The 26,931-nt window shown below is 43.2% G+C and carries 21 protein-coding genes; 11 read left to right on the top strand and 10 right to left on the bottom strand.

Going from position 1 to position 26,931, the window contains the following annotated elements:
- The 4 genes from ugpC to B6N13_RS20285 all read right to left on the bottom strand — a co-directional run bounded on the left by ugpC (position 1) and on the right by B6N13_RS20285 (position 4,240).
- Entirely contained in the window at positions 1-1,095 is a 1,095-nt protein-coding gene (ugpC, locus tag B6N13_RS20300; protein ID WP_169460421.1) for a sn-glycerol-3-phosphate ABC transporter ATP-binding protein UgpC, read from the bottom strand.
- A gap of 18 nt (positions 1,096-1,113) precedes the next feature.
- Positions 1,114-1,944 (bottom strand): carbohydrate ABC transporter permease, encoded by an 831-nt coding sequence (locus B6N13_RS20295; RefSeq protein ID WP_012068809.1) that lies wholly within the window; start codon positions 1,942-1,944, stop codon positions 1,114-1,116.
- 10 nt (positions 1,945-1,954) lie between these two features.
- Positions 1,955-2,815 carry a sugar ABC transporter permease gene (locus B6N13_RS20290; RefSeq protein WP_012068810.1) on the bottom strand — a complete coding sequence of 287 codons (861 nt, stop codon included), beginning with the start codon at positions 2,813-2,815 and terminating at the stop codon, positions 1,955-1,957.
- A gap of 105 nt (positions 2,816-2,920) precedes the next feature.
- A complete protein-coding gene (locus B6N13_RS20285) occupies positions 2,921-4,240 on the bottom strand; it encodes a sugar ABC transporter substrate-binding protein (protein ID WP_012068811.1) in 1,320 nt (439 codons plus the stop codon).
- 323 nt (positions 4,241-4,563) lie between these two features.
- Here B6N13_RS20285 and B6N13_RS20280 point away from each other — a divergent pair, with 323 nt between their 5' ends.
- Positions 4,564-4,839 carry a succinate dehydrogenase assembly factor 2 gene (locus B6N13_RS20280; protein ID WP_169460420.1) on the top strand — a complete coding sequence of 92 codons (276 nt, stop codon included), beginning with the start codon at positions 4,564-4,566 and terminating at the stop codon, positions 4,837-4,839.
- Positions 4,840-4,879: 40 nt separating this feature from the next.
- Positions 4,880-5,269 (top strand): hypothetical protein, encoded by a 390-nt coding sequence (locus B6N13_RS20275; protein ID WP_169460419.1) that lies wholly within the window; start codon positions 4,880-4,882, stop codon positions 5,267-5,269.
- A 40-nt stretch (positions 5,270-5,309) separates the two neighbouring features.
- Here B6N13_RS20275 and nadB read toward each other — a convergent pair whose 3' ends face one another.
- Positions 5,310-6,905, bottom strand: a complete 1,596-nt coding sequence (gene nadB, locus B6N13_RS20270; protein ID WP_012068814.1) for an L-aspartate oxidase — start codon at positions 6,903-6,905, stop codon at positions 5,310-5,312.
- 234 nt (positions 6,906-7,139) lie between these two features.
- On the opposite strand from nadB, the gene rpoE reads away from it, so the two are divergent.
- The 5 genes from rpoE to B6N13_RS20245 all read left to right on the top strand — a co-directional run bounded on the left by rpoE (position 7,140) and on the right by B6N13_RS20245 (position 11,320).
- A complete protein-coding gene (rpoE, locus tag B6N13_RS20265; protein WP_048813931.1) occupies positions 7,140-7,727 on the top strand; it encodes an RNA polymerase sigma factor RpoE in 588 nt (195 codons plus the stop codon).
- Positions 7,728-7,729: 2 nt separating this feature from the next.
- The gene (locus tag B6N13_RS20260; RefSeq protein ID WP_012068816.1) at positions 7,730-8,413 is read left to right on the top strand and encodes a sigma-E factor negative regulatory protein; all 684 of its coding nucleotides are present in this window, start codon (positions 7,730-7,732) and stop codon (positions 8,411-8,413) included.
- Positions 8,414-8,416: 3 nt separating this feature from the next.
- Positions 8,417-9,382, top strand: coding sequence for a MucB/RseB C-terminal domain-containing protein (locus B6N13_RS20255; RefSeq protein WP_012068817.1), 966 nt, complete (start codon positions 8,417-8,419; stop codon positions 9,380-9,382).
- Positions 9,382-9,849, top strand: a complete 468-nt coding sequence (locus B6N13_RS20250; protein ID WP_012068818.1) for a SoxR reducing system RseC family protein — start codon at positions 9,382-9,384, stop codon at positions 9,847-9,849. The genes B6N13_RS20255 and B6N13_RS20250 overlap by 1 nt, the downstream gene beginning before the upstream one ends.
- Before the next feature lie 61 nt (positions 9,850-9,910).
- Positions 9,911-11,320 (top strand): DegQ family serine endoprotease, encoded by a 1,410-nt coding sequence (locus B6N13_RS20245; RefSeq protein WP_169460418.1) that lies wholly within the window; start codon positions 9,911-9,913, stop codon positions 11,318-11,320.
- 98 nt (positions 11,321-11,418) lie between these two features.
- On the opposite strand, the gene argA is transcribed toward B6N13_RS20245, so the two are convergent.
- Together argA and argE are read right to left on the bottom strand one after the other, a co-directional pair.
- Positions 11,419-12,741, bottom strand: coding sequence for an amino-acid N-acetyltransferase (argA, locus tag B6N13_RS20240; protein WP_012068820.1), 1,323 nt, complete (start codon positions 12,739-12,741; stop codon positions 11,419-11,421).
- Entirely contained in the window at positions 12,731-13,906 is a 1,176-nt protein-coding gene (gene argE, locus B6N13_RS20235) for an acetylornithine deacetylase (RefSeq protein WP_169460417.1), read from the bottom strand. Before argE ends, argA begins: the two co-directional genes overlap by 11 nt.
- A 132-nt stretch (positions 13,907-14,038) precedes the next feature.
- Between argE and B6N13_RS20230 the strand changes: the two genes are divergently transcribed.
- The 3 genes from B6N13_RS20230 (at position 14,039) to B6N13_RS20220 (ending at position 18,285) form a co-directional block, all read left to right on the top strand.
- Positions 14,039-14,986: a CYTH domain-containing protein gene (locus B6N13_RS20230; protein ID WP_169460416.1), complete on the top strand. Its 948-nt coding sequence runs from the start codon at positions 14,039-14,041 to the stop codon at positions 14,984-14,986.
- Between the two features lie 43 nt (positions 14,987-15,029).
- Complete coding sequence (gene glnE / locus B6N13_RS20225) at positions 15,030-17,960, top strand: bifunctional [glutamate--ammonia ligase]-adenylyl-L-tyrosine phosphorylase/[glutamate--ammonia-ligase] adenylyltransferase (protein ID WP_169460415.1); 2,931 nt, start codon at positions 15,030-15,032, stop codon at positions 17,958-17,960.
- 115 nt (positions 17,961-18,075) lie between these two features.
- Positions 18,076-18,285 (top strand): hypothetical protein, encoded by a 210-nt coding sequence (locus tag B6N13_RS20220; protein ID WP_072839518.1) that lies wholly within the window; start codon positions 18,076-18,078, stop codon positions 18,283-18,285.
- 110 nt (positions 18,286-18,395) lie between these two features.
- Here the strand turns inward: B6N13_RS20220 and sbmA are convergent, their stop codons facing one another.
- A complete protein-coding gene (gene sbmA / locus B6N13_RS20215) occupies positions 18,396-19,670 on the bottom strand; it encodes a peptide antibiotic transporter SbmA (RefSeq protein WP_169460414.1) in 1,275 nt (424 codons plus the stop codon).
- Between the two features lie 214 nt (positions 19,671-19,884).
- Between sbmA and B6N13_RS20210 the strand changes: the two genes are divergently transcribed.
- A complete protein-coding gene (locus tag B6N13_RS20210; protein ID WP_169460413.1) occupies positions 19,885-20,748 on the top strand; it encodes a PhzF family phenazine biosynthesis protein in 864 nt (287 codons plus the stop codon).
- Between the two features lie 55 nt (positions 20,749-20,803).
- Here the strand turns inward: B6N13_RS20210 and B6N13_RS20205 are convergent, their stop codons facing one another.
- Positions 20,804-22,027, bottom strand: a complete 1,224-nt coding sequence (locus B6N13_RS20205) for an aspartate aminotransferase family protein (RefSeq protein WP_348981559.1) — start codon at positions 22,025-22,027, stop codon at positions 20,804-20,806.
- 66 nt (positions 22,028-22,093) lie between these two features.
- Positions 22,094-26,911, bottom strand: a complete 4,818-nt coding sequence (locus B6N13_RS20200; protein ID WP_012068827.1) for an NAD-glutamate dehydrogenase — start codon at positions 26,909-26,911, stop codon at positions 22,094-22,096.
- Positions 26,912-26,931: the final 20 nt, after the last annotated feature.

The raw sequence follows: 26,931 nt of genomic DNA, 5'->3' as shown, positions 1-26,931 counted from the left end.
TTACACTTCCTCTGGAATCACAGAGATGACGCGATCATTTTTGTTGAACAAAATCATTTCAGAAATATCAATTTTCAAACTGACTTCTTGTCCGTCTTTGAGTTCTGTTCGAGCTGGCGCTTTAATGATAATGGTTTGATCACTAGATAATTGCAGATGGGCGTATGCTTCAGAGCCCAGGTGTTCAACTAACTCGATGCGTCCAGTTAAGTCACCACCACTTTCGACTAAGGACATATGCTCTGGGCGAATGCCGACAACAACAGAATCGGGCAATGGCCCTTTTAAACGATTGGCAGGGAAGTGAATTTGTTGACCAAGTAATTCAATGGCGAGAGTCTCTTCTTGGCGAATAATTTTATTTGCCGCAATTAAGTTCATTTTTGGCGTGCCAATAAACTCGGCAACAAAACGGCTGTTTGGTTGACGATAAAGTTCCAGTGGCGTGCCTACTTGTTCAATCTGACCAGCATTCAAAATGACCACGCGATCAGCCAAGGTCATGGCTTCAACCTGATCGTGGGTTACGTAAATCATGGTTGTACCGAGTTTTTTGTGAAGGCGAGCGAGCTCTAAACGCATTTGTACACGAAGCGCGGCGTCTAGGTTGGATAGCGGCTCATCGAACAAGAAGACTTTCGGTTGACGCACAATGGCGCGACCAATGGCAACACGTTGGCGTTGACCACCAGACAGTTCTTTTGGTTTACGTTCTAATAAGGCGTCAAGTTGTAAAGACGCCGAAACTGAACGTACTTTTTCTTTGATTTCAGCATCAGATACTTTCGCAAGACGAAGGGCGAAGGAAAGGTTATCGGCCACCGTCATGTGTGGATACAAAGCATAAGACTGGAACACCATAGCAAGGTCGCGTTTTGACGACGCCACTTCGGTAATGTCTCTGCCGTCTAGTTCTATGCTTCCGCCAGTGCTGGATTCTAAGCCTGCAATAGTCCGTAGTAATGTGGATTTACCACAGCCAGATGGCCCAACGAATACGACGAATTCACCTTCAGTAATACTTAGATTAATGCCGCGCAATGCGTGGTAGCTGTCGTAATGTTTTTGTAGATCTGTGATCGCTAAGTAAGTCATAAAAAAACTTCCTAATAATTATTTTACGGCGCCGAACGTTAAGCCTTGGACCAATTGTTTTTGACAGAACCAACCGAAAATAACGATTGGCGCGCAAGCGAGTGTGGATGCGGCGGACAATTTTGCCCAAAACAGACCCTCAGGGCTGGAATAAGAGGCAATCATCGCGGTTAATGGCGCAGCATCGGATGCGGTTAGATTGAGAGACCAAAAAGCCTCGTTCCAACAAAGCACGATAGATAAAAGAGCCGTTGACGAAATGGCGCCAACAGAAAGTGGCAATACAACTTTGACCACTTCATCCCAAGGCGTGGCGCCATCCATTCTCGCGGCTTCGAGGATTTCTTTTGGCAAATCTTTGAAGTAGGAAAACAGCATCCACACGATAATAGGCAAATTCATCAGAGTGAAAATGATCACCAGAGCGGTTTTAGAATCCAACAATCCATAGTCTCGGCACAGGATATAAATAGGCACTAATACACCTACTGCTGGTAGCATCTTTGTAGAGAGCATCCAAAGCAAAATGTCTTTTGTGCGCTTTCCTGGGAAAAACGCCATGGAATAGGCCGCCGGAATGGCAATCACCAGAGCGATTATGGTTGAGCCAAAGGACGTGACGACTGAGTTCCATGCATGATGGATATAGTCACTACGTTCTTGAACGATTCTGAAGTTATCCAGCGTCGGCTCAAAAAACAGTGATGGTGGTACGGATATCGCCTGCAATTCAGTTTTGAACGAAGTGATAAACATCCAAAAAATCGGGAAAAATAACACCAAGGCTACCGTCCATGCGAACAGTCCGGTAAGTATGGTTTTGAGTTTGCGTTGTTGATTAAGAGTCATCGTATTCACCTCACACCGTTAAGTTTTTGCCAACGGCACGAATTAAGAAAAAGGCCACGATATTGGCAAGCAACACGGCAAACAAACCACCGGCAGATGCCACACCAACGTCATATTGCAGAAGCGCTTGGTTATAAATTAGATACGCCAAGTTAGTACTGTCGTAACCTGGGCCACCACCAGTGGAAACGAAAATCTCAGCAAAAACGGCCAGTAAGAAGATGGTTTCTATCATCACGACCACGGCGATTGGGCGTGCAAGATGCGGGATAGTTAAATAGCGGAAGATATGCCAGCCTGTTGCGCCGTCCATTTGAGCCGCTTCTTTCTGCTCTGTGTCTTGGGATTGCAGAGCAGTGACAAATACTAAAATAGCAAAGGGAAGCCATTGCCAGCTAACCATAATAATGACAGACATAAGCGGATAACTAGAGAGCCAATCTATTGGCTCAAAGCCAAGTGATTCTGATATCCACGCAAAAATGCCGTAGACCGGATTCATCATCATGTTTTTCCAAATCAAAGCATTGACTGTTGGCATGATGAAAAATGGAGAAATCAGCAATACTCGCACAATGCCTTGGCCGAAAAACGGCTTATCAATCAAAGCGGAGAGCATCACACCTAAAACTACCGTGATGATCAGGACAGAAAGTAACAGAATTAAGGTGTTCGATACCGCAGGGATAAAACCAGGGTCGGTAATAAAGAATTCAAAGTTCATCAAACCGACGAAGTTATTCTGACCTGGGTACAATAAGTTGTAACGGATGGTGGAAAAATAAATGGTCATGGATAATGGGATGATCATCCAAACCAAAAGCATGATGACTGATGGTGCCATTAATAAGCGAGTGATTGAGCGCTTCATGTTGAGTTTCTCTTATTATAAGCAGGGGAATCTGTTCTTAAATAGAACGAATCAAAAGTAAGAAATAGGGCGAAGCCCTATTTCTTTGTAGAGCTTAATAGATAGTTAGTAATAACCCGCTTGACGCATTTGACGATCTGCAGAGGTGTTTGCAGACTTCAAAGCTTGATCGACAGTCATAGAGCCAGACAATGCACCTGAGATCATTTGCCCTGTTGTAGTACCAATTGCTTGGAACTCAGGAATGGCAGCAAACTGAACACCAACATAAGGAGAAGGTTTTAATGTGCTGTCATTTGGATCAGCGGAGTTGATGGCTTTTAATTCCGCATCAGCAAAGACTGCAGCTTTTTGGAACTTAGGGTTGGCGTAAGTGCTGGCTCTTGTACCAGTTGGTACCGCTGCCCAGCCATTTTTTTCACCTACTAGCTTGATGTATTCTTTGGAAGTAGCCCAACGTACGAATTTTTGCGCAGCGTCGGCGTTTTTAGTCGCAGCCGGAATGCCCAATGCCCATGACCAAAGCCAGTTCGCCCCTTTTTCAGTCACCGCATAAGGTGATTGGGCAAAGCCGACTTTGTCAGCAACTTTACTCTGTTTAGGGTCAGTAACGAAAGAAGCTGCGATAGTGGCATCAATCCACATGCCGCATTTACCTTCATTGAATAACGCTAGGTTTTCATTGAAGCTATTACTGCTTGCGCCTGGAGGTCCGTATTTATTAAGTAGATCAACATAGAAGTTAACGGCATTTTTCCATTCAGCCGTTTCTAGCTGAGGCTTCCAATTTTCATCAAACCAGCGAGCACCAAAAGAGTTTGCCATGGCAGTCATGAATGCCATGTTGTCCCCCCAGCCGGCTTTGCCACGTAAGCAAATACCGTAAATGCCTTTCTCTGGATTATTGACGGCAGCAGCCACATCACGAATGTGTTCCCAGCTGTCTCTATCGTGGATTTCCATACCAGCCGCTTTTACTAAGTCCTTGCGATACATGACCATGGAGCTTTCACCGTAGAATGGCGCCGCATACATAGTGCCTTTGTAAGACAAACCGCCACGAATGGACGGAAGAATGTCTTTTACATCATAGCTACCACTGGTGTCGACGGCTTGCAACCAACCACGTTCACCCCAAATTGGCGCTTCATACATACCAATGGTCATGACGTCATAAAGACCGCTTTTGTTGGCAATATCTTGAGTCACGTTTTGACGAAGAACACCTTCTTCCAAAGTCACCCATTTAACTTTGATGTCTGGATTGGCTTTTTCAAATTCAGGTGTAAGTTTTTGCATTTCGATCATGTGGCCATTATTTACAGTAGCCACTGTGATCTGAGTTGCTGAGAAGGCGCTAGCAGCAGTCATAGCTGCTGTGATAGATACCGCATAAGTTAGGGTATTCTTGGTAAAGCGTTTCATAGGTTTCCCCCAGTTTGGAGTTTCTTTGTTTTTATAGTCGTACCTAATTCTCGATAATTGCTCATCAAGTGATCATTAATATAGGCTATGTGATAATTGACCTGTTAATACATAAATTGCCAATAAATGTACTATTTTGTTTCATTTTTTGATTATTGTTAGAAAATGAGTCAATTTAATACTCTTCTGCAGGCTTTTAACTGGCGCTATGTCTATGTCTAATAAGGTTTTGCGTGATAAATGTCAGTGAATGATGCTAAGGCATTTTCGTTTTTTTTGTATAAGTGGCTATAATGGCGGCATTCTAAATCAAGGGTAATATCATGACTGAAACGAAAGATTCATTGAGTTTTAAACGCCTTAAAATGCAGTGTCGCCGTGGCATGTTGGAGCTTGATGTTCTACTAGAGCCTTTTTTGGCGGAAGTGTATTTGACATTGGAGGAGGAAGATAAACAGCGTTTTGTTAATTTGCTGGCGCTTGAAGATCAGGACCTTTTCCCATGGTTTATGCAAAGTGCTGTGCCTGAGGACCCAGATCATGCGCGCATTGTTAATATTATTTTGACCCGTGTTCAGCCTGAAAACTACCGAGCTTAAGTGCTCATGGATCGGCATCGGGCTTTGGCTATTTGTGGTCGTGGCTTATGTTGCTCTATTGCAGATTTATTGGATGCCTGCCTTTTGGCGGGTATTGCTTTATCTGAGTGTTGGCTTAGGTGGATTGGTGCTACTCATTCGTATGTTTCGCCAACCTTCACGACAGATAAGCATCGATGAGCAAGGCACTTTTCTGTTTGATCGAGGGAGCTATGAAAGGTTGCTTTTCATCCGCGCTAATGGCGTTCAGCTTATCGCTAAAGTGGATCGAGGACAGACTTTTTTGGATAGAATTTGGCCCAAATATCGAGTGATATATCGAGATAGTATGCCGAGGAATCAATACAAAATACTGCGTTCATATGCAGCACAGCAAATTTTGCTGCGCCGCAGTGAAGAAGCTAAAAAGCACTCTGCCTCAAAAGCTTAGCGTTAAAAATTTATAGGCTCTAGCTATTTAAAAACGCAGCTTAGTCGGTGTTTTTTGGTGTCAGTATTGTCGGGTAACTCGTAGTTAGTTTGTCTGGGTAATCTAATGTGAAGTGCAAACCACGACTTTCTTTTCGAGACATGGCTGAACGTATAATTAAATCTGCTACCACTGCGAGATTTCTTAGTTCGAGCAAGTCATTAGAAATTTTATAGTTAGCATAAAATTCTTGGATTTCTGACTGCAGTAAATCAACCCGGTGTTTGGCTCTTAAGAGGCGTTTATCTGTTCTCACTATGCCAACATAATCCCACATAAAGCGTCGTAATTCTTGCCAGTTATGGGTAATTACTACGTCTTCATCTGAGTTTGTTACTTTGCTTTCATCCCAGTCAGGAATCTCTATGTTATTGGTATGTAAATGGTTTTTAGTGATATGACGAGCTGCAGAACGAGCAAAAACAATACATTCCAATAAAGAGTTACTCGCAAGGCGATTTGCTCCATGCAGTCCAGTATAAGCGGTTTCACCAATGGCATAAAGGTTCTCAATATCGGTTGTGCTATGACGATTAACAACCACACCGCCACAAGTATAATGTGCAGCTGGGACGACAGGGATTGGGCCTTTTGTCATGTCATGACCGTATTCTAAACAGCGTTTATAAATCGTTGGAAAATGATCTTTAATGAACTCAGGGTCCTTGTGAGAAATATCCAGCAATACATGATGAATCCCGAGGCGTTTCATTTCGTGGTCAATTGCGCGGGCAACAATATCTCGAGGTGCTAATTCTTCTCTCTTATCAAATTTCGCCATAAAGCGTGTGCCATCAGGTAATAAGAGTTTACCGCCTTCGCCACGAACAGCTTCTGAAATCAAAAAGGTTTTGGCTTTGGCGTCGTAAAGACAAGTAGGATGAAATTGATTGAATTCCATATTTGCGACTCGACAACCAGCTCGCCACGCCATAGCAATACCATCGCCAGATGCGGTATCTGGATTGCTTGTATAAAGGTAAACCTTGCTGCTGCCGCCGCATGCTAATGATATAAAGCGGCCATGAAATACTTCAATCACATCATCGTCTAGATTTAAAGCATAAACACCAACCGCTCTATTTGGACCTGTGATACCGAGTTTTTTAGTCGTAACGACATCAATGGCCACACGATCTGGGAAAAATTCGATATTTGGGTGATTGCTTGCGTTCTTAATGAGCGTTTTGGAAATCGCCAACCCTGTTGCATCGGCGCTATGAATAATGCGTCTGTGGCTATGACCGCCTTCTTTTGTTAAATGGTATTCCTCGCTTTCACCATAACGGGTGAAAGGAACGCCTTGATCGATTAGCCAATCAATACTTTCTTTAGAATGTTCAACAGTAAAGCGAATGGCTTCCGGATCACCAAGTTCGACCCCTGCGTCTATGGTGTCGTTAATGTGCGAATCAATTGTGTCTTTATCCGACAATACAGCAGCGACACCGCCTTGAGCATATAAAGTGGATCCTTCGCGTATATCTGCTTTTGTCAAAATTGCTACGCGGAACTTATCTGCCAGCTCAAGAGCAAGCGTTAGCCCCGCGGCTCCCGCGCCAATAATGACGATGTCGTGTTTATAATGTCGGCTCATGTTATTGATCTAATTATGTCTAAAAAATTAATGTTACTATTGTTGTCAACAAATAGTGAACACTTTCTGAGATCACATTTTAAATATTCATCATAATTCATTATTTAGAGTGTGTTGTTATTCCTCTAAATAGACGATTTGATAATGAAAGATGGGAACTCGCTGGATTGAATGTTGTCTTCTCTTGTAAGTAAGCAAGGGCGCAGACGAATAAGGTTTTTATATGAGGTGCCTATGCAGCACGAAACGTCTTCTGATCAGGCGTTAGTTGAGAAAGTACAGCAGGGTGACAAGCGGGCATTTGATCTGCTTGTTATCAAATATCAATATAAGGTCATTGGTTTAATTGGACGTTATGTACAAGATAGAAGTGAAGTACTGGATGTAGCTCAAGATAGCTTTATTAAGGCGTATCGTGCGATAGGGAGTTTTCGTGGGGAAAGTGCTTTTTATACTTGGTTGTATCGCATTGCGGTAAATACAGCGAAAAATTATCTAGTGAGTCGTTCTCGTCGCCCTCCAGAATCAGATGTTGAACTGGACAATGAAGAGGTATTCAGCGTGTATGAATCCTTAGCGGATATAGACACGCCTGAAGCAAAGCTAAATAGTGATCGTCTTGAAAAAGCGATTCATTATGCAATCCAACATTTGCCGGAAGAATTGCGGAGTGCATTAACATTACGCGAATTCGATGGTCTGAGTTACGAAGATATTTCATTGATCATGGACTGCCCAGTTGGAACAGTTCGATCACGTATTTTTCGCGCTAGAGAGGCGGTAGAAAAACACATACGTCCATTGATGGATACAGGAGAGTAAATATGACAGCTTTAAACGGCAGTTTCCCAAAAAATGATTGCTCCCGAGAAAATGACAGTACTCGAGAAAACGATAGCTTCAACGAAAACGACAGTTCCCAAGCTATGCTTTCTAGCTTGTCGGCTATGTTTGATGGTGAAGCAACAGAACAAGATCTAGAGCTCCTAATAGATGGAGATAGTGCTGAGTTAAGTCGTCAGCTAGAGGCTTATCATTTAATCCAGCAGGCGCTTCATAAAGATTCATCCGTTGCGGTTGGGCTTGAAGATAGTTTGATGTTACGAATCCGTGCTGGAATCGATGTTGATGCTTCATTTCCAGAAGAGCAAAACACAAACAATTTACTGCCTTTTGTTTTACCAAGTGAAAACAATATTGCTCGTCCAGTGTGGCGCGTAGCCTTATCTAGCGTTGCTGTGGCTGCGAGTGTTGCATTTGTGGTGATCTTTGGCGGTAATGCGCTATTAACCCCTGATGCAACTGCACCTAATTTAGTTGCGGAGGTTCGCTCTTCATCAAGCAATATGGCTGTAACTCCATTGGCTGAATTGGATAAAGATGCTTTGCAGATAGATAACGTTAGATTGCAGCATTATCTTCGACAACACGCTGAGCAAGCGGCAATGACGGTTGGGCAGGGAATGATACCTATGGCTCGAGTCGTTAGTTATCCCGTAAAAGAGTAATTTATGAGATTATTTTCGCCATTACATATTTTTTTCACACTAGTATGCCTTACTATTTCAGGTATAAGCGTAGCCAGTAACACGACGCCTGATGCATTGCATTTACTAAGAAGTATGACACAGTCGTTTTCTACACTGAGTTACGATGGTGTGTTTGTGCACTCTGAAGCAATGAATATGAATAGCATGCGTGTTCGTCATGATTTGATGGGCGGAGTAGAATATGAAAGTCTGGTGGATTTAGACGGTGACAAGATTGAAGTCTTGCGTATTGATGACAAAATCATTTCTGTCTATCCAAATGCGCTTGTTGCGAATATGCGAGCTCCATTGGTACCGCCTTTTAAGCGCTTTAAAGATGTAGAAAGTGATCGGCTTATTAAAGGCTACGATATGATAGTCGATGACCATACAAGCCGAATTGCGGGCCGTAAAGTTATTTCCGTGAAGCTTGTTCCAAAGGATCAATATCGATATGGGCATCAATTTTGGTTAGACGAAGAAAATCACTTTCTTTTAAAACATGACATGATGAAAACCGATGGTAAATTATTGGAGCGAATTCAATTTGCCTCTGTTAATTTTGCTCCTGACTTGAAAGATAAAGATTTTGTCCCAAAAGAAGGTAGTTACGCTGAACCTGTTGTTGAAACTCAGCCAAGACGAGTTAAAAATCTTTGGCAATTCGACTGGTTACCGGAAGGTTTCTCTCTGGTTTGGCCTGAAGCTAGATCTTTAAATCACGGTACCAGTATGTTGCTGTTATCTGATGGAATGGCGACCGTATCTATTTTTGTTGAGCCGACGATGAAGTCCAAAACAATGTCCATTTTAAATATGGGCGCGACCATCGCTGGTGAACGTAGTATAAAAGTAAAAGATCAGTTGTATTTGTTGACTATGGTTGGCGAAGTGCCAGAACCTACCATCGAAAAACTGATGACTGTATTTATGCCAAGGCAAGATTAATGATTGAAGAAACTGGAAGAGTATTATCCATAGAAGATGGCTTCGCTAACGTAGAAACGATACGTACTAGCAGCTGCACTTCGTGCCGGGCTCGTCATGGCTGTGGGCATCATGCTATTGCTCAAGTGTCTTCCTCTAATCGAATGCGTATGCGAGCCATTGATCCCTTGTCTGTTGAAGTTGGACAAAGTGTTGTCGTTGGAATTCCTGAAGATACTTTATTACAAGCTTCTGTTTGGATGTATCTGATTCCATTACTTGGTCTGGTTGGTGGCGCTGTTATTCCGTCTTTGTGGGGCGGTGAATCAGGCATTGCAGTTATTTTTTCTATTATTGGTTTTGTTGGTGGTTTGTTATTAGCAAGAAACAAGTCAAAACAAGAAATGAACAATCTTGATTATTATCCCAAGATTTTAAGAATTGAATCGCTTAACGATGATCATATCCCTTTGGTTGCGACATCTTAAGCGTCTAAATGTCTTCACCTGGCACTGTAATGAATTTGGTACGTCTTAAGGAGACCAATCAATGAACAGATTGCTTAAACAAGTTAGCATGGTTGTCGTTAGTAGTTTTATGATGGCTTCGATGCTTACTCATGCGGCTTCACTCCCTGACTTTACTGAGTTAGTGGAAAAAGCCTCCCCCGCTGTTGTGAATATCAGTACGGAACAAACTGTTACCACAAAAACGGCTAACGAAGGTGGTCAGCAATTAGGGCCAAATAGTGAAGAACTCAATGAGTTCTTTAAACACTTCTTTGGTCAACAGCCTTTCGGTCAACAAGCACCGCCACAGCAGGGACAGCGTAGTTCATTGGGATCGGGTTTTATCATTTCCCATGATGGTTATGTGTTAACCAATAATCACGTTATTGATGGCGCGGATGTGATTCATGTTCGCCTTAATGATAGACGTGAATATGTCGCAAAATTGGTTGGTACGGATCCTAGAACCGATTTAGCTCTACTTAAAATCGAGGCGGATGACCTGCCTATTGTCAAAATGGGTGATTCAGACAAGCTTAAGCCGGGTCAGTGGGTATTAGCGATTGGTTCTCCATTCGGCTTTGACTACACGGTGACCGCAGGTATCGTCAGTGCAACAGGACGAAGCTTACCATCTGATAACTATGTACCATTTATCCAAACGGACGTAGCGATCAATCCAGGTAACTCTGGTGGTCCTTTGTTCAACCTAGACGGTGAAGTCGTTGGTATTAACTCACAAATTTACACTCGTTCTGGTGGTTTTATGGGCGTGTCGTTTGCGATTCCCTCTAAAGTTGCCATGTCGGTTGTGGATCAACTGAAGAGCGATGGTAAAGTATCTCGCGCTTGGCTGGGTGTGTTGATTCAGGATGTAAACAATGAGTTGGCTGAGTCATTTGGCTTAGATAGATCAAATGGTGCATTGATAAGCCGTGTATTACCTGATTCTCCAGCTGAAAAAGCAGGCCTAAAGTCAGGCGATATTATCCTAGAGTTCAACGGACAATCCATTGCCCATTCTGGTGAGCTGCCTTATATAGTTGGGCAAATGAAAGCGGATGAAAAAGTGGATGCTAAAGTGTATCGAGATGGTAAAGAGCAAACCATTTCTGTGACGCTAGAGGCACGGCCAAATGACCCGAAAGTAGTCGCTCAATCTCAGCAGGATCAAAACCGTTTAGGTATGATTGTAGGAGAAGTGCCTGCGGACATGGCGAAAAAATTTGAAATTGACAATGGTGTTGTGATCGAGCAAGTACTTGGCGGTACAGCGGCCCGTAATGGTTTGCAGCAAGGTGATGTGATCACCATGTTAAATGGCAAGCGCATTACCAGTGTTGCGGAGTTTGCCAAAATTGCCAAAGATATTCCAAGTGGTCGTTCAGTACCAATGCGAGTCATTAGACAGGGCTACCCAATGTTTATTCCATTCAAAATAATGGATTAATCATTAGAAATTGAAACAAGTGAAATGAAAAAATGAAAAAAGCGACCATTTGGTCGCTTTTTTCATTTTAATTACAGGTGTGCATCACAAGCGAATATCTAAAGCTGCTTTGAGAAGATTTTAGAGTTACGTTGGTAGTTGTACAGCGCTTGCTTTTGCGTTGGTAAACTTGCCAATGTTGTTTCGCTAAATCCTCGTTCAATAAACCAATGAGCAGTTCGTGTGGTTAACAAGAAAAGCATGGTTAGATTTTGACGCTTGGCGGCTTGTTCTATACCTTTTAGTAAGCGTTCACCACGGTTAGAGCCCCTATAATCTGGCGAGACAGCCAAACAAGCTAGTTCACCAGAGTTCTCTTGTTCAAATGGATAAAGTGCCGCGCAAGCGACAATAGCACCATCACGTTCGATGACAATAAAGCGGTCTATCTCGTTCTCTAGAAGTTCGCGAGATCGTCTTACTAAGACCCCTTTTTCTTCCAGCGGAGCTAATAGCGCCATCATGCCGCCTACATCATCAATGTGGGCTGGTCGCAATTGCTCATAGCTGTCTTCATTAATCATGGTACCGGAACCTTCACGAGTGAAGAGTTCTTGTAGTAGACCGCCATTTTCATTGTAAGAAATGATATGCGCTCTCGGCACACCCTGACGAACGGCTTGGACACAAGCGTCTAATGCGGCGTGAGTAATGGTAGATAGCGTTTTCTCTTTGAGAATAGCTTCGGCGTCTTTGGTTAATAACTCAGAATAGAGTTCACCATTACTTGTGAAAACGCCTTCTTCTTCCGAGAAAATAACCAGTTTGTCCGCTTTAAGTTGTATGGCTGCTTGAATGGCAACGTCTTCGCTTTTTAGGTTGAATACTTCACCTGTAGGTGAAAAGCCAAGGTGAGGCAAAAGCACCATATTGTCATCTTCAAGTAATCGAAAAATTGCTTCGGTATCGATTCGGCGCACTTCACCTGTGTGACCATAATCTATGCCATCCACTACACCTAAAGGTCTGGCGATAACATAATTCCCGCTACATACTTTTAATCTAGCGCCATCCATTGGGGTATTCGATAGTCCCATAGATAGTTGAGCTTCAAGTTGGACTCGCACTGCCGCAGACGCTTGGATAATATCCAGTAGCTGATCTTGTGGCGTGACACGATAATCGTCCTCAACGCGGCTGGTTAAATGTCTATTGGTTAATACTCGACTAATTTGTGGGCGGGCGCCTTGTACTAAGACAAGACGAATTCCTAATGAGTCCAGCAAGGCAAGGTCGTGAATAATGCTTGAAAAGTGAGCGCACTCTACCGCCTCACCTGGAATCAATATGACAAAGGTTTTTCCCCTGTGGGCATTAATATAGGGGGAAGAATGGCGGAACCAGTCCACATAATTGAATTCTTCTGTCACGCTATTCCTCATTTTTTTGCTCGTTTAATTTAAGGCAAAAACGCTCGATTAGACCGCGAATTACCTCTTGCATAGGTTGAATTTGATCTAGCGCCATAAATTCATTTGGTTGATGGGCTTGATCTATAGAGCCAGGCCCTAAAATTAAGGTTTCCATACCCATTTGATTCAGAAAAGAACCTTCTGTTGCAAATGCTACAGTACTCGCTTGGCGATTAGTTAAGGCTTCACAGGCTTTTATGATATCCGATTCGACTGGCGTATAAAAAGACGGAACATCAGGAAATAAACTATTTAGTTGTATTATTGTGCCAGTTTTTTCTTCGATACGCGGCAATATCTGAGCAATTTCCGCCATTAATGCTTGGTTGCTCATACCTGGAAGTGCTCGTAAATCAAACTCCAGCTCACAGCGTCCGCAAATACGGTTTGGGTTGTCTCCGCCATGAATGCAGCCGAAGTTCATCGTCGGGTAGTCAATAACAAAGCTGGCATCGCGATAGTTTGCTTTAAGTTGCTGACGAAATGCCATTAATTCTGACATTACATCATGCATAGCATCCAGTGCGTTGTTTCCTAATGACGGGTTTGAAGAATGACCAGATTGCCCCGTAACCTGAATTCGCTCCATCATAATGCCCTTATGAGCATAAATTGGTGTCAAAGACGTTGGCTCGCCAATTAACGCATACCGAGCTTTTAATGCGCCTCTTTCAACCAAGGCTCTTGCACCAGACATGGAGCTTTCTTCATCAGCGGTCGCAAGAATGATGAGTGGTTGCTTGAGATCCGATAATTGCATTTGTCGAATGGTATCGAGCACAATAGCGAAAAAGCCTTTCATATCACAGCTACCGAGCCCGTATAGTTTGTGATCTCTTTCTTCCAATTTAAACGGGTCTGATTGCCAACGGCCTTTATCGTAAGGAACCGTATCAGTGTGACCTGAAAGTACTAAACCACCATCACCAGTTCCGAGTGTCGCAATCAGATTGAACTTGTGTGGTTGATCTGGCAAAGGCATCACTTCGCACTGAAAACCTTGCGAGCTTAGCCAACTTTCGAGTAATTCAATCACACCTTTATTTGACTGATCCCAATGGGCTTGACTACAACTGATAGAAGGAGAGGCAATAAGTTGAGACATCATACTGATAAGAGAGGGAAGTGCGGGCATAAAGGATATTCCTTGAATCCGAGTTATTTTCGAATATTACTACTGTAAGATAGGCATCTGGTACACTTGCTCGCACATTATTTTTTTCTTTGTTGTTTGCTCAACAGCAAAGGTTTTAGAGGTTCGTATATTATGGCTACCGAGCTAGAGCTAAAGTTAATGCTTCATTCAGAGTATCTCAAGTCCGCAAGTGATTTTCTTGATGAAATTTGTGCATCTTCTGACACTGATGAACAATCTCGTCAGCCTACGTTGGCTTTGATGAATGCGTATTTTGATACGCAAAGCGCAGATCTCATGCAAGGTGGTATGGCGCTGCGAATTCGTGCTGTTAACAATACGTTTATTCAAACCGTAAAAACGCGAGGCAGTAACCGCGTCGGCATGCATGCTCGTGGTGAATGGGAGTGGTTTGTGCCTAGCGATCAATTGGATTTGTCTTTATTAAGTGACGTCCCTTTGCCCGAATCATTACAAGATATGTCTTGGTGTAGCAAGCTGATTGAAGTCTATCGTACGGACTTTGAGAGACAAGTTTGGAACATCAAATCTCAAGAAACCAAAATGGAAGTGGTTTGCGATCAAGGTTTGGTAACCTCTCCTTATGGTGAGGATGCGATTTGTGAGTTAGAACTGGAGCTGAAAGAGGGCGACGAGGCGGGTTTGTATCAGTTTGCGTTGCAGCTTGCAGAGCGTGTCCCAGTTCAGGTTAGTATTGTTTCAAAGGCGCAAAAAGGTGTGCGTTTAAAATACGGGCAGATTGAATTTCCTAACAAGCCTGTTAATACTTCTAATTCACTTGAATTAGCCGCATATTGGTATGAAGTGTGGTTGGTTTATTGGGAAGCGATGTATTTTATGAAAGACGAAGCGCTCATGCAGCCTTTGCGTCATTCTATGGCTCAATTAAAAGCTTGTTTGCCCAACGAATTAGCACAAGGATTAGAACGCTTAGATGGTGAACTGGAACAGCAACTTGTTGAGGAAGAAGATTTGTTGCTGAAAAAACTCGCAGGCATGAATCAAATTGGCATTACCATGTTGACAGTTGGGCAATGGTTAAACCAGCAAGCTATGTAAAAAAATAAAAAGTCTCAAAAAGAATATTTTGTAAGGAAGCCCAGTGACCCCTCCGCATTTGAACCCGAACTATGTGAAATTTTGTGAACAGTCCTCGTCTCGTGCTTTGTTGTTGGAGCATGTGCAAGACGCTCGAGAAAGACACGGGCTTGATTCATTAAACCAAGAACAAATTGATATATTAGAACCCTTGTGGATCTTGAGTGATTATTTACATCAACAATTTACTCGTTTTCCTCACTGGTTAGATGATTTGTTGGCGCTTAAAAAGCTACCTGAAAAGCCGTCTAAAGAAGCCTTGATGGCTGGCGAAGCATTTTTTTCATGTGAAGCGGGTTCTTGTCCGACCGAGTCGTTAGCGCCATTAGATGAAGCCGGCTTTATCAAGCGTTTGCGTTTGTATCGACAGTGGTGGATGGTACGGTTGATAGCTTTAGACATTCAGCAGCAGCTTTCATTGACCGAGCTAACGTCACGTTTAAGCGCTTTAGCGGATGCTTGTGTGAATGCCAGCCTTCAATGGACAACGCAGTACTATCTTGCCTTGTACGGTCAGGCATTGGACAGTAAGGGCTTGCCACAGTCGATGATTGTCATTGGCATGGGGAAATTGGGTGGTAACGAACTTAATTTGTCTTCTGATATCGATTTGATTTTTGCTTTTCGTGAGCACGGCGACACCCAAGGTGGCAAAAAAAGTCTGTCTCATCAAGAGTACTTTACCAAGCTTGGTCAAAAACTGATTCAACATTTGGATCAAGTCAGCGCTGATGGCTTTGTTTTTCGAGTTGATATGCGTTTACGGCCTTTTGGGCAGTCTGGTGCTTTGGTATTAAACATGGATTCGTTGGAAAATTATTACCAAGATCAAGGTCGAGACTGGGAACGTTACGCCATGATCAAGGCTCGTGTCATGTCTGGTAACACCTTGGATGTGCGCGAATTTGAAGCATTACGTAAGCCTTTTGTGTATCGCAAATATCTCGATTTTGGGGCGATAGGTGCATTGCGTGACTTGAAACAAATGATTGCTAAAGAGGTGCGTCGCAAAGGCATTGAGCACAATATTAAATTAGGCGAGGGGGGAATTCGTGAAGTTGAATTTATTGCCCAAGCTTTGCAGATATTACACGGTGGTCGAGATCAGGGCTTGCAAACGCCAGCCTTGTTGAAAGTGTTACCTTACCTTGCTCAACAGGATTATTTGCCTGTTGAGGAAATGGATCAATTGCGTGAGGCGTATTTACTTTTACGTCGCACCGAGCATGCATTGCAGGCGGTGAATGACGAGCAAACGCAGCTATTGCCAGAAGATGATCGAGCACGCACGCGCATTGCATTAATTGTTGGTTTCCCTTCTTGGGAGGCATTGGATAAACGTCTTTGGGAAGTGCGCAAAAATGTACATCGTTCTTTTGTAGCTTTAATTGATGATGGCCATGAAAGTACCGAAGAAGTGAAGAACCAAGAAACTTGGCGTTTATTAATTAAGCACCCAGAAGATCGAGAAGCGATACAAGATGCTATCTCACTGATATCATGGCAGGACCAAGAGGCAAGTATTACACGCATTTCTCAGCTGCTTAGTTCCCGTACGGTTGTTTTTATGCAGCCTATTGGTCATGAGCGGCTTGCGGTCTTTTTGGCCGCCTTAATCTCTAAATTAACGGACGAAGCTAATCCTGATTTGGTTTTGGAGCGCGTATTTCCAATCTTGGAAGCTGTCTTGCGGCGTACTGCTTATTTGGTTCTCCTTTCCGAAAACCAAACCGCACTGACGCATCTTATTCGATTGTGTCGAGAAAGTGTGTGGTTTACCGAAGCGATTTCGACGACGCCAGCATTGCTGGACGAACTGCTAGACGCCAATACGCTATTTTCACCGCCAGATAAAGCCATGCTAGCGGAAGAGCTTCAGCAAATATTATTGCGTTTGCCAGAAGACGATGAAGAAGCGCAGATGGACGCTATGCGTCGCTTCAGACGTTCCATTATTTTACGTATTGCCGCTTGCGACATAACAGAAATATTGCCTGTGATGAAAGTGAGTGATCACTTAACCTGGTTGGCAGAAGTACTTTTAGATCAGGTGTTGCAACAGTCTTGGCAATATTTAACGAAAAAACATGGTTTTCCTGTAAGCCAAGGTGAAGTTGCTTTCACACCTCAATTAGCCATTATTGGCTATGGTAAATCTGGTGGATGGGAGCTTGGCTACGATTCTGATCTCGATCTTGTATTTATTCACGATGCACAGGCCAACGGAAGTACAGACGGCGATCGCAGTATCGATAATCTCACTTTCTATACTCGTCTAGGTCAGCGTTTAATTCACATGATTACCAGCTTTACTGCCGCGGGTCGCTTATACGAAGTGGATATGCGTCTGCGTCCTTCGGGTAATTCCGGTTTGTTGGTGTCTAGTTTGGAAGCGTTTAAAGATTATCAGCAAAAAGAAGCTTGGGTGTGGGAGCACCAAGCCCTGACTCGTTCCCGTGGATTGGCGGGGGAGTCTCAATTACTTGCGAAATTTGAAGCTTGCCGTAAAGAGATTATTGCTTCAGCGCGAGATCGCAATGAACTTAAAGCTGAAGTCATCAAGATGCGCGAGAAGATGCGTGCTCATCTTGATACTGGTGGCAAAGAGCAAGGTTTTGATCTTAAGCAAGGTGCTGGTGGCATCATTGATATTGAATTCATGGTGCAATACATGGTGTTGGCTTGGTCATGTAAATACCCTGAGCTGATGCGATTCTCCGACAATGTTCGCCAGCTAGAAGCCGCTGCTTTAGTTGGCTTGATTGGTGCTGAGCAGGCTGAAAAAATGACCGATACCTATACTCTTTATAGGTCTCTTACTCATAGGTTGAGCTTGCAACAACAGGGCCGAGTGGTTCAAAAGGATATGCTAGTTGATAACCAGAACTTGGTGAGTCAGTATTGGGATAGTTTTGTTAATGATGACAAAATCTAAACTCTGTTTGCTTCCATGTTACAAAAAGGTGTTCGTAAATTAGCCAATCACCCGCTATACTTTGGCCATTGATCAGTTTTTTTCGATCTACCATTCACAATTGATAGGAGGAAGAATGCCAAGTATTAATGGTGTTAGTAGTCCTGCGATGGATTATGCGAGTGAAGTCTATAGCGCTAATTTAGCCAAGGCTGCTCAGCAACAAAAAGCGGAACAAAATCTTGCCTTATTGGCCGAAGCCGCAAAAAACGTTACGCCAGCGGCAAGCAGTGGATCACATACCACGACAGATAACTTAGGGCAAAACATCAATATTAACGTTTGAGTCTAAGTAGTTATCTTATTGATTTAAAAAGTAAAAAACAATTAAAAGCCCCGCCAGATGTTATCTGACGGGGCTTTTAATTTAAACAGAATTAAGTTGTTACTTTAATCTTATGTTTCCATAAAATTTTGATCTTCCGTTGGTAAAGGTTGGTTATCAATAGCCGCTTCAAAAGCTTTAAGACGTTTGTAGATAGAGAGCAGTTCAACGATGGTTGTCCAAGAATTCACTAAATATTGGAACGAATTTTCTACTTGATTGAAGGCATTGTTAATTTGTTGAAATAGACCAAAAGTAATAACGCCAGCAACTATGGATGGGCCAAGTGCTATTAATGGCACAAGAACACCTGCTTGAAGGTAGCCATAGCGAACCACGTTGAAATATAGATAATTAAAATAGAGTGTGAAGTAGTTCTTACGGACGTGATTGAATAGCTCGTTTAATGTTGGCGGCTCCGCTCTGTTTTCATTGTCCTCTCCATATACTAACTCTTTCCGGTAAGCTGCTTCTACTCGTTGATTTTTAAACTCTAGTCCTGGTAATTTAATTCCAGCTACTGCGAGTAAGGTGGTACCAATAATAGACCAGAATAATGCTGTGAAAACGAGTGCTTGAGGAACTTCCCCAATAAAAGGTAGCTCTTTTACATAGGAAGAAAGACCCCAGAGAACAGGTAAAAAGGCGAGCAAAGTCATCACAGAGCTAATAAGGCGAACTCCCAGACCTTCCATTATGCTAGCAAAGCGCATGGTGTCTTCTTGTATCCGTTGAGACGCCCCTTCTATGTGTCTAACCTGTTGCCATTTAGAGGAATAGTACTCTGTCATAGAGGTCCTCCAGCGAAATACGTAATGACTTACAAAGAAGTTTTTGAGTACAGCAACAGTTATACTGATTGCGGCAATACTTGAAAAAGTGTAAAGCTGTGAAAAGTATTCACCTATTGTAATTGAATTCGGCGCAGATAAGGCTTTTTGAATAAGGTTATAAAAACTACCGTACCAATCATTTATCATGACGCTAAGTTGCACACTAAACCAAGTGGTAAATATGATAACCCCAGACCCTAAAACAGACCATCTGCCCCATTTTTGGCCACCATATATCATCCATATTCCAATAAATATGCCATAACAAGCAGCCATATATTGGTATAGCCATACAGTTAGGGCTGTTTCTTGGGCGCTTTGGAAGGCAGCTTGTGCGGCTGCATCAGCACCTTCAGCTAATGTTTCTGGAAAATGAACGCCAAATAGAGATCCTAGGCTTAACATGTTGCCTAGGTCTTGAGCGGCTAGATACCAGCCAAGGACACAAACAAGTGCCCACAGGGTAAAACTAAGAAAAAATAATTTAGGTTTGGGAAAGAAAGATTGAAACACGGTTTAGTTTCTCTATAAGTTGAATACTTCATAAGCCATTGATTTACGCTGGGTTGTTTAATGGCGCTTTACCGGAGCTTAAACCAGTAAAGTGATAATCACAATCAAACTGCCCTTAAGGAATCAGCAAAAAAGACGATAATCGATTATGGTGACTGTATAATAAAGGTAATTGAGGGGGGAAGTGACACAATGAGAGCAATGGGAGTGTTATATGGCACAGGTTGATGTGTATTTAGTCCGAGCTTTTTCTATTTCAGGGCAAGGAGGAAACTTAGCTGGTGTAGTTTTACATGCTGATGCGCTAACAGATTTGCAAAAGCAATCTATTGCTAAGCAAGTTGGTGTGTCTGAAACCGCTTTTGTTGGTCAAAGTGATAAAGCCGATTTCAAGCTATCTTTCTTTACTCCCACGGTAGAAGTAGATTTTTGTGGTCATGCTACCTTAAGTGCATTTTGGCTATTGCGCCATTTACAGCACATTTCGGCAGGAAGTTATCAACAGGAAACAAAGGCGGGAATCTTAGCCGTTGAAGTGGCATTAAATGGTGATGTGTTGATGAGTCAAAGTTTGCCTGTATGGTCTACAAAATTTAGTGCAGCAGAGATTGCCCCTATGTTAGGCCTTCAGCCGCAGCTTATTACTCAATCTGGTTTGCCTATTCAAGCTGTATCTACTGGGTTGGTTGATGTGATGATTCCTGTACCCTATGGCGTATTGGATTGTCTTGAGGTTGATAATGATGCTATAACGCGTTTTTGTCAGCAGCATCAATATGTTGGGTTTCATGTTTTTGAAATGAACCCGCCAGAGGTCGTCTATACGGCAAGTTGTCGAAATTTCGCTCCAGCGGTTGGTATTCCAGAAGAATCCGCGACAGGTAGCTCGAATGGAGCGCTTGCTTGTTATTTAAATCGACACTTTGGCTATCAGCAGGCGATTTTTGAGCAAGGACGAGCAATGAACATGTCATCACGTATATTGACTCAATTAACAAAAGATAATGGAGAGTTAATACAGGTTCAAGTTGGAGGCGAAGGGACGTTCAATAAGCTTATTTCTATCAGTATTGATTAAATAAAAAATCGGACCTAAGTCCGATTTTTAAACATTCTATCAAGTGCTTAATTGCTTACGCAGCTTTGTTATTAGCTATCACTGTAGCGATGGCTTTATCAAGTCGAGCAAGGCCATCTGCAATGTCTTGTTCGGTGATAATCAAAGATGGCGCTAAACGTAAAACGTTTGGACCTGCAACAAGTACAAATAGGCCTTCTTCAGCGGACGCTTTAACAATCTCACCAGCTTTGCCTGCAAGGCTGTCAATCACTTCGGCACCGATTAGAAGTCCCATGCCTCGAATATCTTTAAAGACATGGTGCTTTTCGTTTATGGCTTTTAAACCTTCAACGAATAGGTCGTGACGTTTCGCCACACCGCCCAACACTTCAGGTGTGTCGACAATGTCAATAACTGCTTCAGCGATGGCACAAGCCATTGGATTACCACCATAAGTACTGCCATGAGTACCGAAAGCTAAGCTTCTTGCTGCCTTTTCAGTCGCTAGCATTGCACTTACTGGGAAACCATTACCTAGTGCTTTAGCGGTCGTTAGTACATCAGGTTTTACGCCAAGTTGTTCGTAAGCGTATAGTGTGCCTGTGCGGCCTACACCAGATTGCACTTCGTCATACACCAATAGCGCATTGTATTGATCGCACAATTCACGTACTTGTTTGGCAAATTCAATGTCAGCCGGAATGATTCCGCCTTCACCTTGAATTGGTTCCATTACAACGGCACAGGTTTTATCGCTAATAATCGCTTTAAGCTGCTCAATGTCGTTGTAATCGCAATGTTTGATTCCACCAGGAGTCGGCTCAAAACCTTCTTTGTATTTTGCTTGTCCGCCTACAGAAACGGTAAACAAAGTACGGCCGTGGAAGGACTTATAAAAAGCGATAATTTCGTGTTTTTCTGGACCAAAATGATCGAACGCGTAACGGCGAGCAAGTTTGAAAGCTGCTTCATTAGCTTCTGCACCACTGTTTGCAAAGAATACTCGATCAGCAAAGGTCTTTTCAGTCAACTTTTTAGCTAATCGTAGTGCCGGCTCGTTGGTCATAGTATTTGATAAATGCCAAAGTTGCCCAGCTTGCTCACGCATGACGTTGACTAAAGTAGGATTAGAATGCCCCAATGCAGTTACGGCAATGCCGCCTGCAAAATCGACGTATTCTTTGCCTTCTTTGTCCCATATGCGAGAGCCTTCACCACGTACTGGAATAACCGCAGAAGGTGCGTAGTTAGGAACCATTACTTCGTCAAAGGTTGCTCTCGTTACTTGTTGTGTCACTTTTCTATCCATCTCGAAAAAAGGCCTCTTAAAAATAGGTGGCCGCAATGGCGACCACCCATAGGTTTATATCAGATTTCTCAACTCACGAATAGCGACAGTTACCATAGCAAGTGTTAATTCGCTTTCGGCTTTTATTTCACTAAAAGTCGCACGGTAATGCTTGATACTGTCACTATTTGATTCGCGCCAATGAGTCAGACGTTGTTCCAGTTTCTTGATATCGACACTAGACTGAATGACCTCTTGGGTGAGGGTTCTTAAACTATTATCTACTTCGTCGCCTAGACCTGCTTTTGCACGACGTTGCCACATATCGTCAGCCGATAACTCACTAACTTTATGGCGCAACCAATGTAACTCTAAGTCCATTTCAAGCGCGAAGTAAGTTTGAGCGACATCTAATACTTCGGTCTCGGTATTTGCCGCGACACGAATGATGTCTAATCCGTAGAACAGGTAATGAAGAGACGATAGTCTTTCCGCTACTTCTACTGGGATATTTTGCTCGACAAGGCTTGCCGCAATATCGGCCAGATGTGCTTGGCTAGACTCCGTCAAAATCGCCTGCATGTTGGCTCTAATGACTTCAACACCTGGTTTATAAGTGTCTTTTAAGCGTTGAATAGACAAGCTTTCGCGAGTATTGCGCAATAGCCAAAGTGTCGCACGTTCTAGCAATCCTTGAATGCGAATTAGTAAACCGTTTAATACAGAGTTAGCTACTGTGAAGTCTAAACCGTTAATCGCATCCCAAAGTGCTGGAATGCCAAAGATGTCTTCTGCAGCCATGTAAGCTCGAACGACATTCAAAGAAGATGCGCCGGTTTCTTCTTGCATATAGGTGCTGAACGTTGGCCCCATACGGTTGCCGACGTTGTTGGTCACATGGCCTGCAATGATTTCTTGAATCAAAGGATGCGATGCCATTTGGCCGCCAAAGTGTTTGGTCAATTGAGTAGGGAAGTACTCATTGATTTGAGTAGTCAAATCGACATCTTCACCGATACCGTCTTCTACCAATTGCTCAGACAATTTGATTTTCGAATAAGCCAGTAGTACAGAAATTTCAGGACGAGTTAAGCCTTGACCTTTGTTTAAGCGCTTTTTGATTTGCGTATCACTAGGCAAGTACTCGATTTCACGATTCAAACGGCCCTCACGGACCAGAGATTGAATCAAGCGCCAATGATCTGCTAGACGTTCCGGTGCTTGTGCATTTGCTAAGGACAACACATGACTCTGGCCACGATTATGGCGCAATACTAGGTTGCCCACTTCGTCGGTCATTTCAGCAAGCAAGCTGTTACGTTGCTTCTCAGTTAAATCGCCATTTTCAACCACGCGGTTTAGTAGGATCTTGATGTTTACTTCGTGATCCGAGCTATCTACACCCGCAGAGTTATCGATTGCATCGGTACTGATTGAACCGCCTTTCTGGGCAAATTCAATACGGCCTAGTTGTGTTAAGCCTAGGTTGCCACCTTCACCAACAATCTTACAGCGTAGCTCTTTACCGTTTACGCGTAGACCGTTGTTAGCACTGTCGCCTGCGTCTGCGTGGGACTCTCCTTCAGATTTAACGTAGGTTCCGATACCACCGTTCCACAGTAGATCAACAGGCGCTTTTAAAATGGCATTGATCAAATCCGTTGGGGCCATAGATTTAATATTGCCTTCAATGCCTAGGGCTTTACGAATATCAGCATTGATTGGGATAGACTTCGCAGAGCGATTGAAAATACCGCCGCCTTTCGAAATAAGCTCTTTGTTGTAATCTTCCCAAGAAGAGCGAGGCAGTTTGAACATGCGCTCACGTTCAGCAAAAGACGTCGCCGCATCGGGAGTTGGGTCGATAAAGATATGCATATGGTTAAACGCTGCGATTAGGCAAGTGTGCTTCGATAACAGCATGCCGTTACCAAATACGTCGCCTGCCATGTCGCCTATACCAACCGTGGTGAAGTCAGTAGTTTGACAATCGATGCCGATTTCTTTGAATTGACGTTTAACGGATTCCCAAGCGCCGCGAGCTGTGATGCCCATTTTCTTATGGTCATAACCATTAGAGCCACCGGAAGCAAAAGCATCGCCTAACCAGAAACCATATTTCGCAGAAATACTGTTCGCCAAGTCTGAGAAAGTTGCTGTGCCTTTGTCTGCTGCTACTACCAAGTATGGGTCGTCTTCGTCGTAACGAAGTACAGAAAGCGGTGGAACCACTTGGTTTTGTACTAGATTGTCAGTAATGTCTAACAAGCCACTAATAAAAGTAGTGTAGCAATGGATAACTTCGGCTTGAACTTCTTCGCGTGAAGCATTCTTTTTCAATTGTTTAGCAACAAAGCCGCCTTTTGCTCCTGATGGTACAATAACGGCGTTTTTCACCATTTGCGCTTTCACAAGGCCAAGTACTTCGGTACGGAAATCTTCCATGCGGTCAGACCAGCGTAAACCACCACGGGCTACTTTGCCGCCGCGCATGTGGATACCTTCTACCCAAGGCGCATAAACGAAAATTTCGAATTTCGGTCTTGGTAGTGGTACTGCTGGAATCAGTGTTGGATCAAGTTTGAAAGAGACGTAATCTTTAACTCCACCTTCAATGCCTGCTTGGTAGAAGTTAGTTCGTAGCATTGCCTGAATCACAGAAAGGTAGTGTTTCAGAATGCGGTCTTCGTCCAAGTTAGCAACTTGATCTAATTCTAGGTCGATTTTCTCAAGCAGCTTTTGAACTTTCTCGTCACGTTTTGCTTCTTGGCTAGGGTCGAAACGTTGTTCGAATAGTTGAACCAATAGGCGAGCGATGCCAGCATTTTTCTCTAGAGTTTGTTGCATGTACTGCAAGGAGAAAGGTACTTGTAATTGCATCAAGTACTTGGTCAATGCACGTAACATGGTGACTTGACGCCACGTTAAGGAAGCACTTAGTACCAAAGCGTTAAAGCGGTCGTTTTCAACTCTACGGCTGAAGACTTGATTGAACGCATCTTGGAAAGCTTCACGCTGTGAATTCTTATCAAGATTAATATCAGCGTCCACGCTGATGGCAAACTCAACTACCCAAGTGTTTGCTGTACCGTCACCATTTTGGTCTAGCTCATATGGGCGAGCTTCTAGTACTCGTAGCCCCATACATTCCAAAATAGGTAATACATCGGACAAGATAAGCGTTGTACCCGCGCCATATACTTTGAAAAAGTAGTTGTTTTTGGTCTGACCAACCTGACGGTATATATGTGTTGAAATATCACCTTCGCCAGCGAGTTGCCCTAAACGTTCGATGTCTAGAACAGCGGCGTTTGGAGAGAAATCTTCACGGTAAGCCGCTGGCAAATAAGGTGCATAGCTGTTGAAAAGAATGTTGCCATTTTCTTCGCCATGGCTTTTATGTAGCGCCGTTAAGAGTTTATCTTCCCATGAACTCATCGCATCTTGCATCTTACGCTGAATGTCTTCAGCATCGATAGTCGGGCTTTGTTTAGGGTCTGCAATTTGAATAGTAAAGTTAACGCGGGCTAAAACAAGTTGCGAGAATTGTACGTTGAATTCAGAGCTGGTTCCGTTACAAGCGCTCATTAAGATGTCTTGCATCTTCATACGCAGTTCCGTGTTGTAGCGATCGCGAGGCACGTAAACCAAGGCGTTCAGGAAGCGGCCATAGATGTCTTTGCGAAGGAAAACGCGTAATTGGCGGCGTTCTTGAATGGCAAGGATGCTTTCGATGGTGCCAAAAAGCTCATCAACTGGAGCTTGCAGCATCTCATCACGAGGGTAACTGTTTAGGATATGTTTTAGATTTTTGCCCTTGTGGCTGTTTGGATCCACATTGGCTTTTTCAACAATGACATTAAGTTTTTTGCGTAATAATGGAATATCTTGTAAACGAGCGATATAAGCCGCAGATGAATACAAACCAAAGAAGCGCCATTCGCCGATGACATTGCCTTTTTTATCAAAGCGTTTTACACCAAGGTAATCAAGGTGGACAGGACGATGTACAGTGGAGACCGCTGTGGACTTGGTTAAAACAAGGATGTTACTAGGGTCTACTGCTAATTTAGCTAGGTTGTCTTGTAAAACGATATCGCGTTTTACTTTCTTATCGTTGATGTCGCGGAAGGTTCCTAGACCTGAGCCTTCGACCAGTTTAAGGTGTGTTTCATCGCCTTCGATTGCAAGATCATAAGCTCGGAAGCCGATAAAAGTGAAGTGGTCATTGGCTACCCAGCGTAAGAAATCAAGAATTTCCTGATGTTCTTCGTTCTTTTTCAGATGCGCAAGTTGTTCAGATTCGCTGATAATGTCGCTTAGTTTGGCTTTCATTGTAGGCCAGTCTGCGACAGTTTTCTTCACATCGACTAAGCTATTAAGCAGCTCTTCTTTAATTTCATCCAGCAAGTTGATGTCGGACAAACGATCGATTTCAAAGCGCATCAAGGCTTCGTGTGATTTTGAAGATGAATTGATGCCTTGTAGTTCACCTTTTTTATTACGATCAACTGGTACGACTGGGTGTGCTGTTAGGTGAATTGTGTGGCCAAGACGAACCAGTGCCATATTGAAAGATGAGACAAGGAAAGGCATGTCATCCGTTAAAATTTCGATAACGGTATGAGTAGATTGCCAGCTGTGCTCTTCGTAGTTCGGATTGTAGACACGAACCTTGGGTTGGTTTACGGGGCGTTGCTGTAAGAAATCCCATAAGCAGATAATTGTGCCATATAGATTCTCTATAGACTCATTGACCAAATCTTCCGTTAAAGAGTCCTGGAAGTAGAGGTGGGCAAGTTGAATCAAGTTGTTCGCTTCTGCAGTGCTAAAGTTTTCGTTTATTTCTACTTCAACACGTTCGATTAATTCGTTTTTTTTGTAATCAGTCATTAGAACTCATCCCTCGTGAG

This window comes from Marinomonas sp. UCMA 3892, from assembly GCF_012726345.1.
Lineage (GTDB): Bacteria > Pseudomonadota > Gammaproteobacteria > Pseudomonadales > Marinomonadaceae > Marinomonas.
The sequence above is the reverse complement of the archived record's forward strand: the minus strand, read 5'-3'. Positions and strand labels throughout refer to the sequence as shown.

What these genes read in the sequence shown, in the direction of transcription:
- ugpC (WP_169460421.1), bottom strand. Translation starts at nt 1,095, where the DNA reads ATGACTTACTTAGCGATCACAGATCTACAAAAACATTACGACAGCTAC.
- nadB (WP_012068814.1), bottom strand. Translation starts at nt 6,905, where the DNA reads ATGAGCCGACATTATAAACACGACATCGTCATTATTGGCGCGGGAGCC.
- B6N13_RS20220 (WP_072839518.1), top strand. Translation starts at nt 18,076, where the DNA reads ATGCCAAGTATTAATGGTGTTAGTAGTCCTGCGATGGATTATGCGAGT.
- B6N13_RS20210 (WP_169460413.1), top strand. Translation starts at nt 19,885, where the DNA reads ATGGCACAGGTTGATGTGTATTTAGTCCGAGCTTTTTCTATTTCAGGG.
- B6N13_RS20245 (WP_169460418.1), top strand. Translation starts at nt 9,911, where the DNA reads ATGAACAGATTGCTTAAACAAGTTAGCATGGTTGTCGTTAGTAGTTTT.
- B6N13_RS20250 (WP_012068818.1), top strand. Translation starts at nt 9,382, where the DNA reads ATGATTGAAGAAACTGGAAGAGTATTATCCATAGAAGATGGCTTCGCT.
- B6N13_RS20260 (WP_012068816.1), top strand. Translation starts at nt 7,730, where the DNA reads ATGACAGCTTTAAACGGCAGTTTCCCAAAAAATGATTGCTCCCGAGAA.
- B6N13_RS20290 (WP_012068810.1), bottom strand. Translation starts at nt 2,815, where the DNA reads ATGAAGCGCTCAATCACTCGCTTATTAATGGCACCATCAGTCATCATG.
- B6N13_RS20230 (WP_169460416.1), top strand. Translation starts at nt 14,039, where the DNA reads ATGGCTACCGAGCTAGAGCTAAAGTTAATGCTTCATTCAGAGTATCTC.
- B6N13_RS20200 (WP_012068827.1), bottom strand. Translation starts at nt 26,911, where the DNA reads ATGACTGATTACAAAAAAAACGAATTAATCGAACGTGTTGAAGTAGAA.
- B6N13_RS20255 (WP_012068817.1), top strand. Translation starts at nt 8,417, where the DNA reads ATGAGATTATTTTCGCCATTACATATTTTTTTCACACTAGTATGCCTT.
- rpoE (WP_048813931.1), top strand. Translation starts at nt 7,140, where the DNA reads ATGCAGCACGAAACGTCTTCTGATCAGGCGTTAGTTGAGAAAGTACAG.
- B6N13_RS20285 (WP_012068811.1), bottom strand. Translation starts at nt 4,240, where the DNA reads ATGAAACGCTTTACCAAGAATACCCTAACTTATGCGGTATCTATCACA.
- B6N13_RS20295 (WP_012068809.1), bottom strand. Translation starts at nt 1,944, where the DNA reads ATGACTCTTAATCAACAACGCAAACTCAAAACCATACTTACCGGACTG.
- argA (WP_012068820.1), bottom strand. Translation starts at nt 12,741, where the DNA reads ATGAGGAATAGCGTGACAGAAGAATTCAATTATGTGGACTGGTTCCGC.
- argE (WP_169460417.1), bottom strand. Translation starts at nt 13,906, where the DNA reads ATGCCCGCACTTCCCTCTCTTATCAGTATGATGTCTCAACTTATTGCC.
- B6N13_RS20280 (WP_169460420.1), top strand. Translation starts at nt 4,564, where the DNA reads ATGACTGAAACGAAAGATTCATTGAGTTTTAAACGCCTTAAAATGCAG.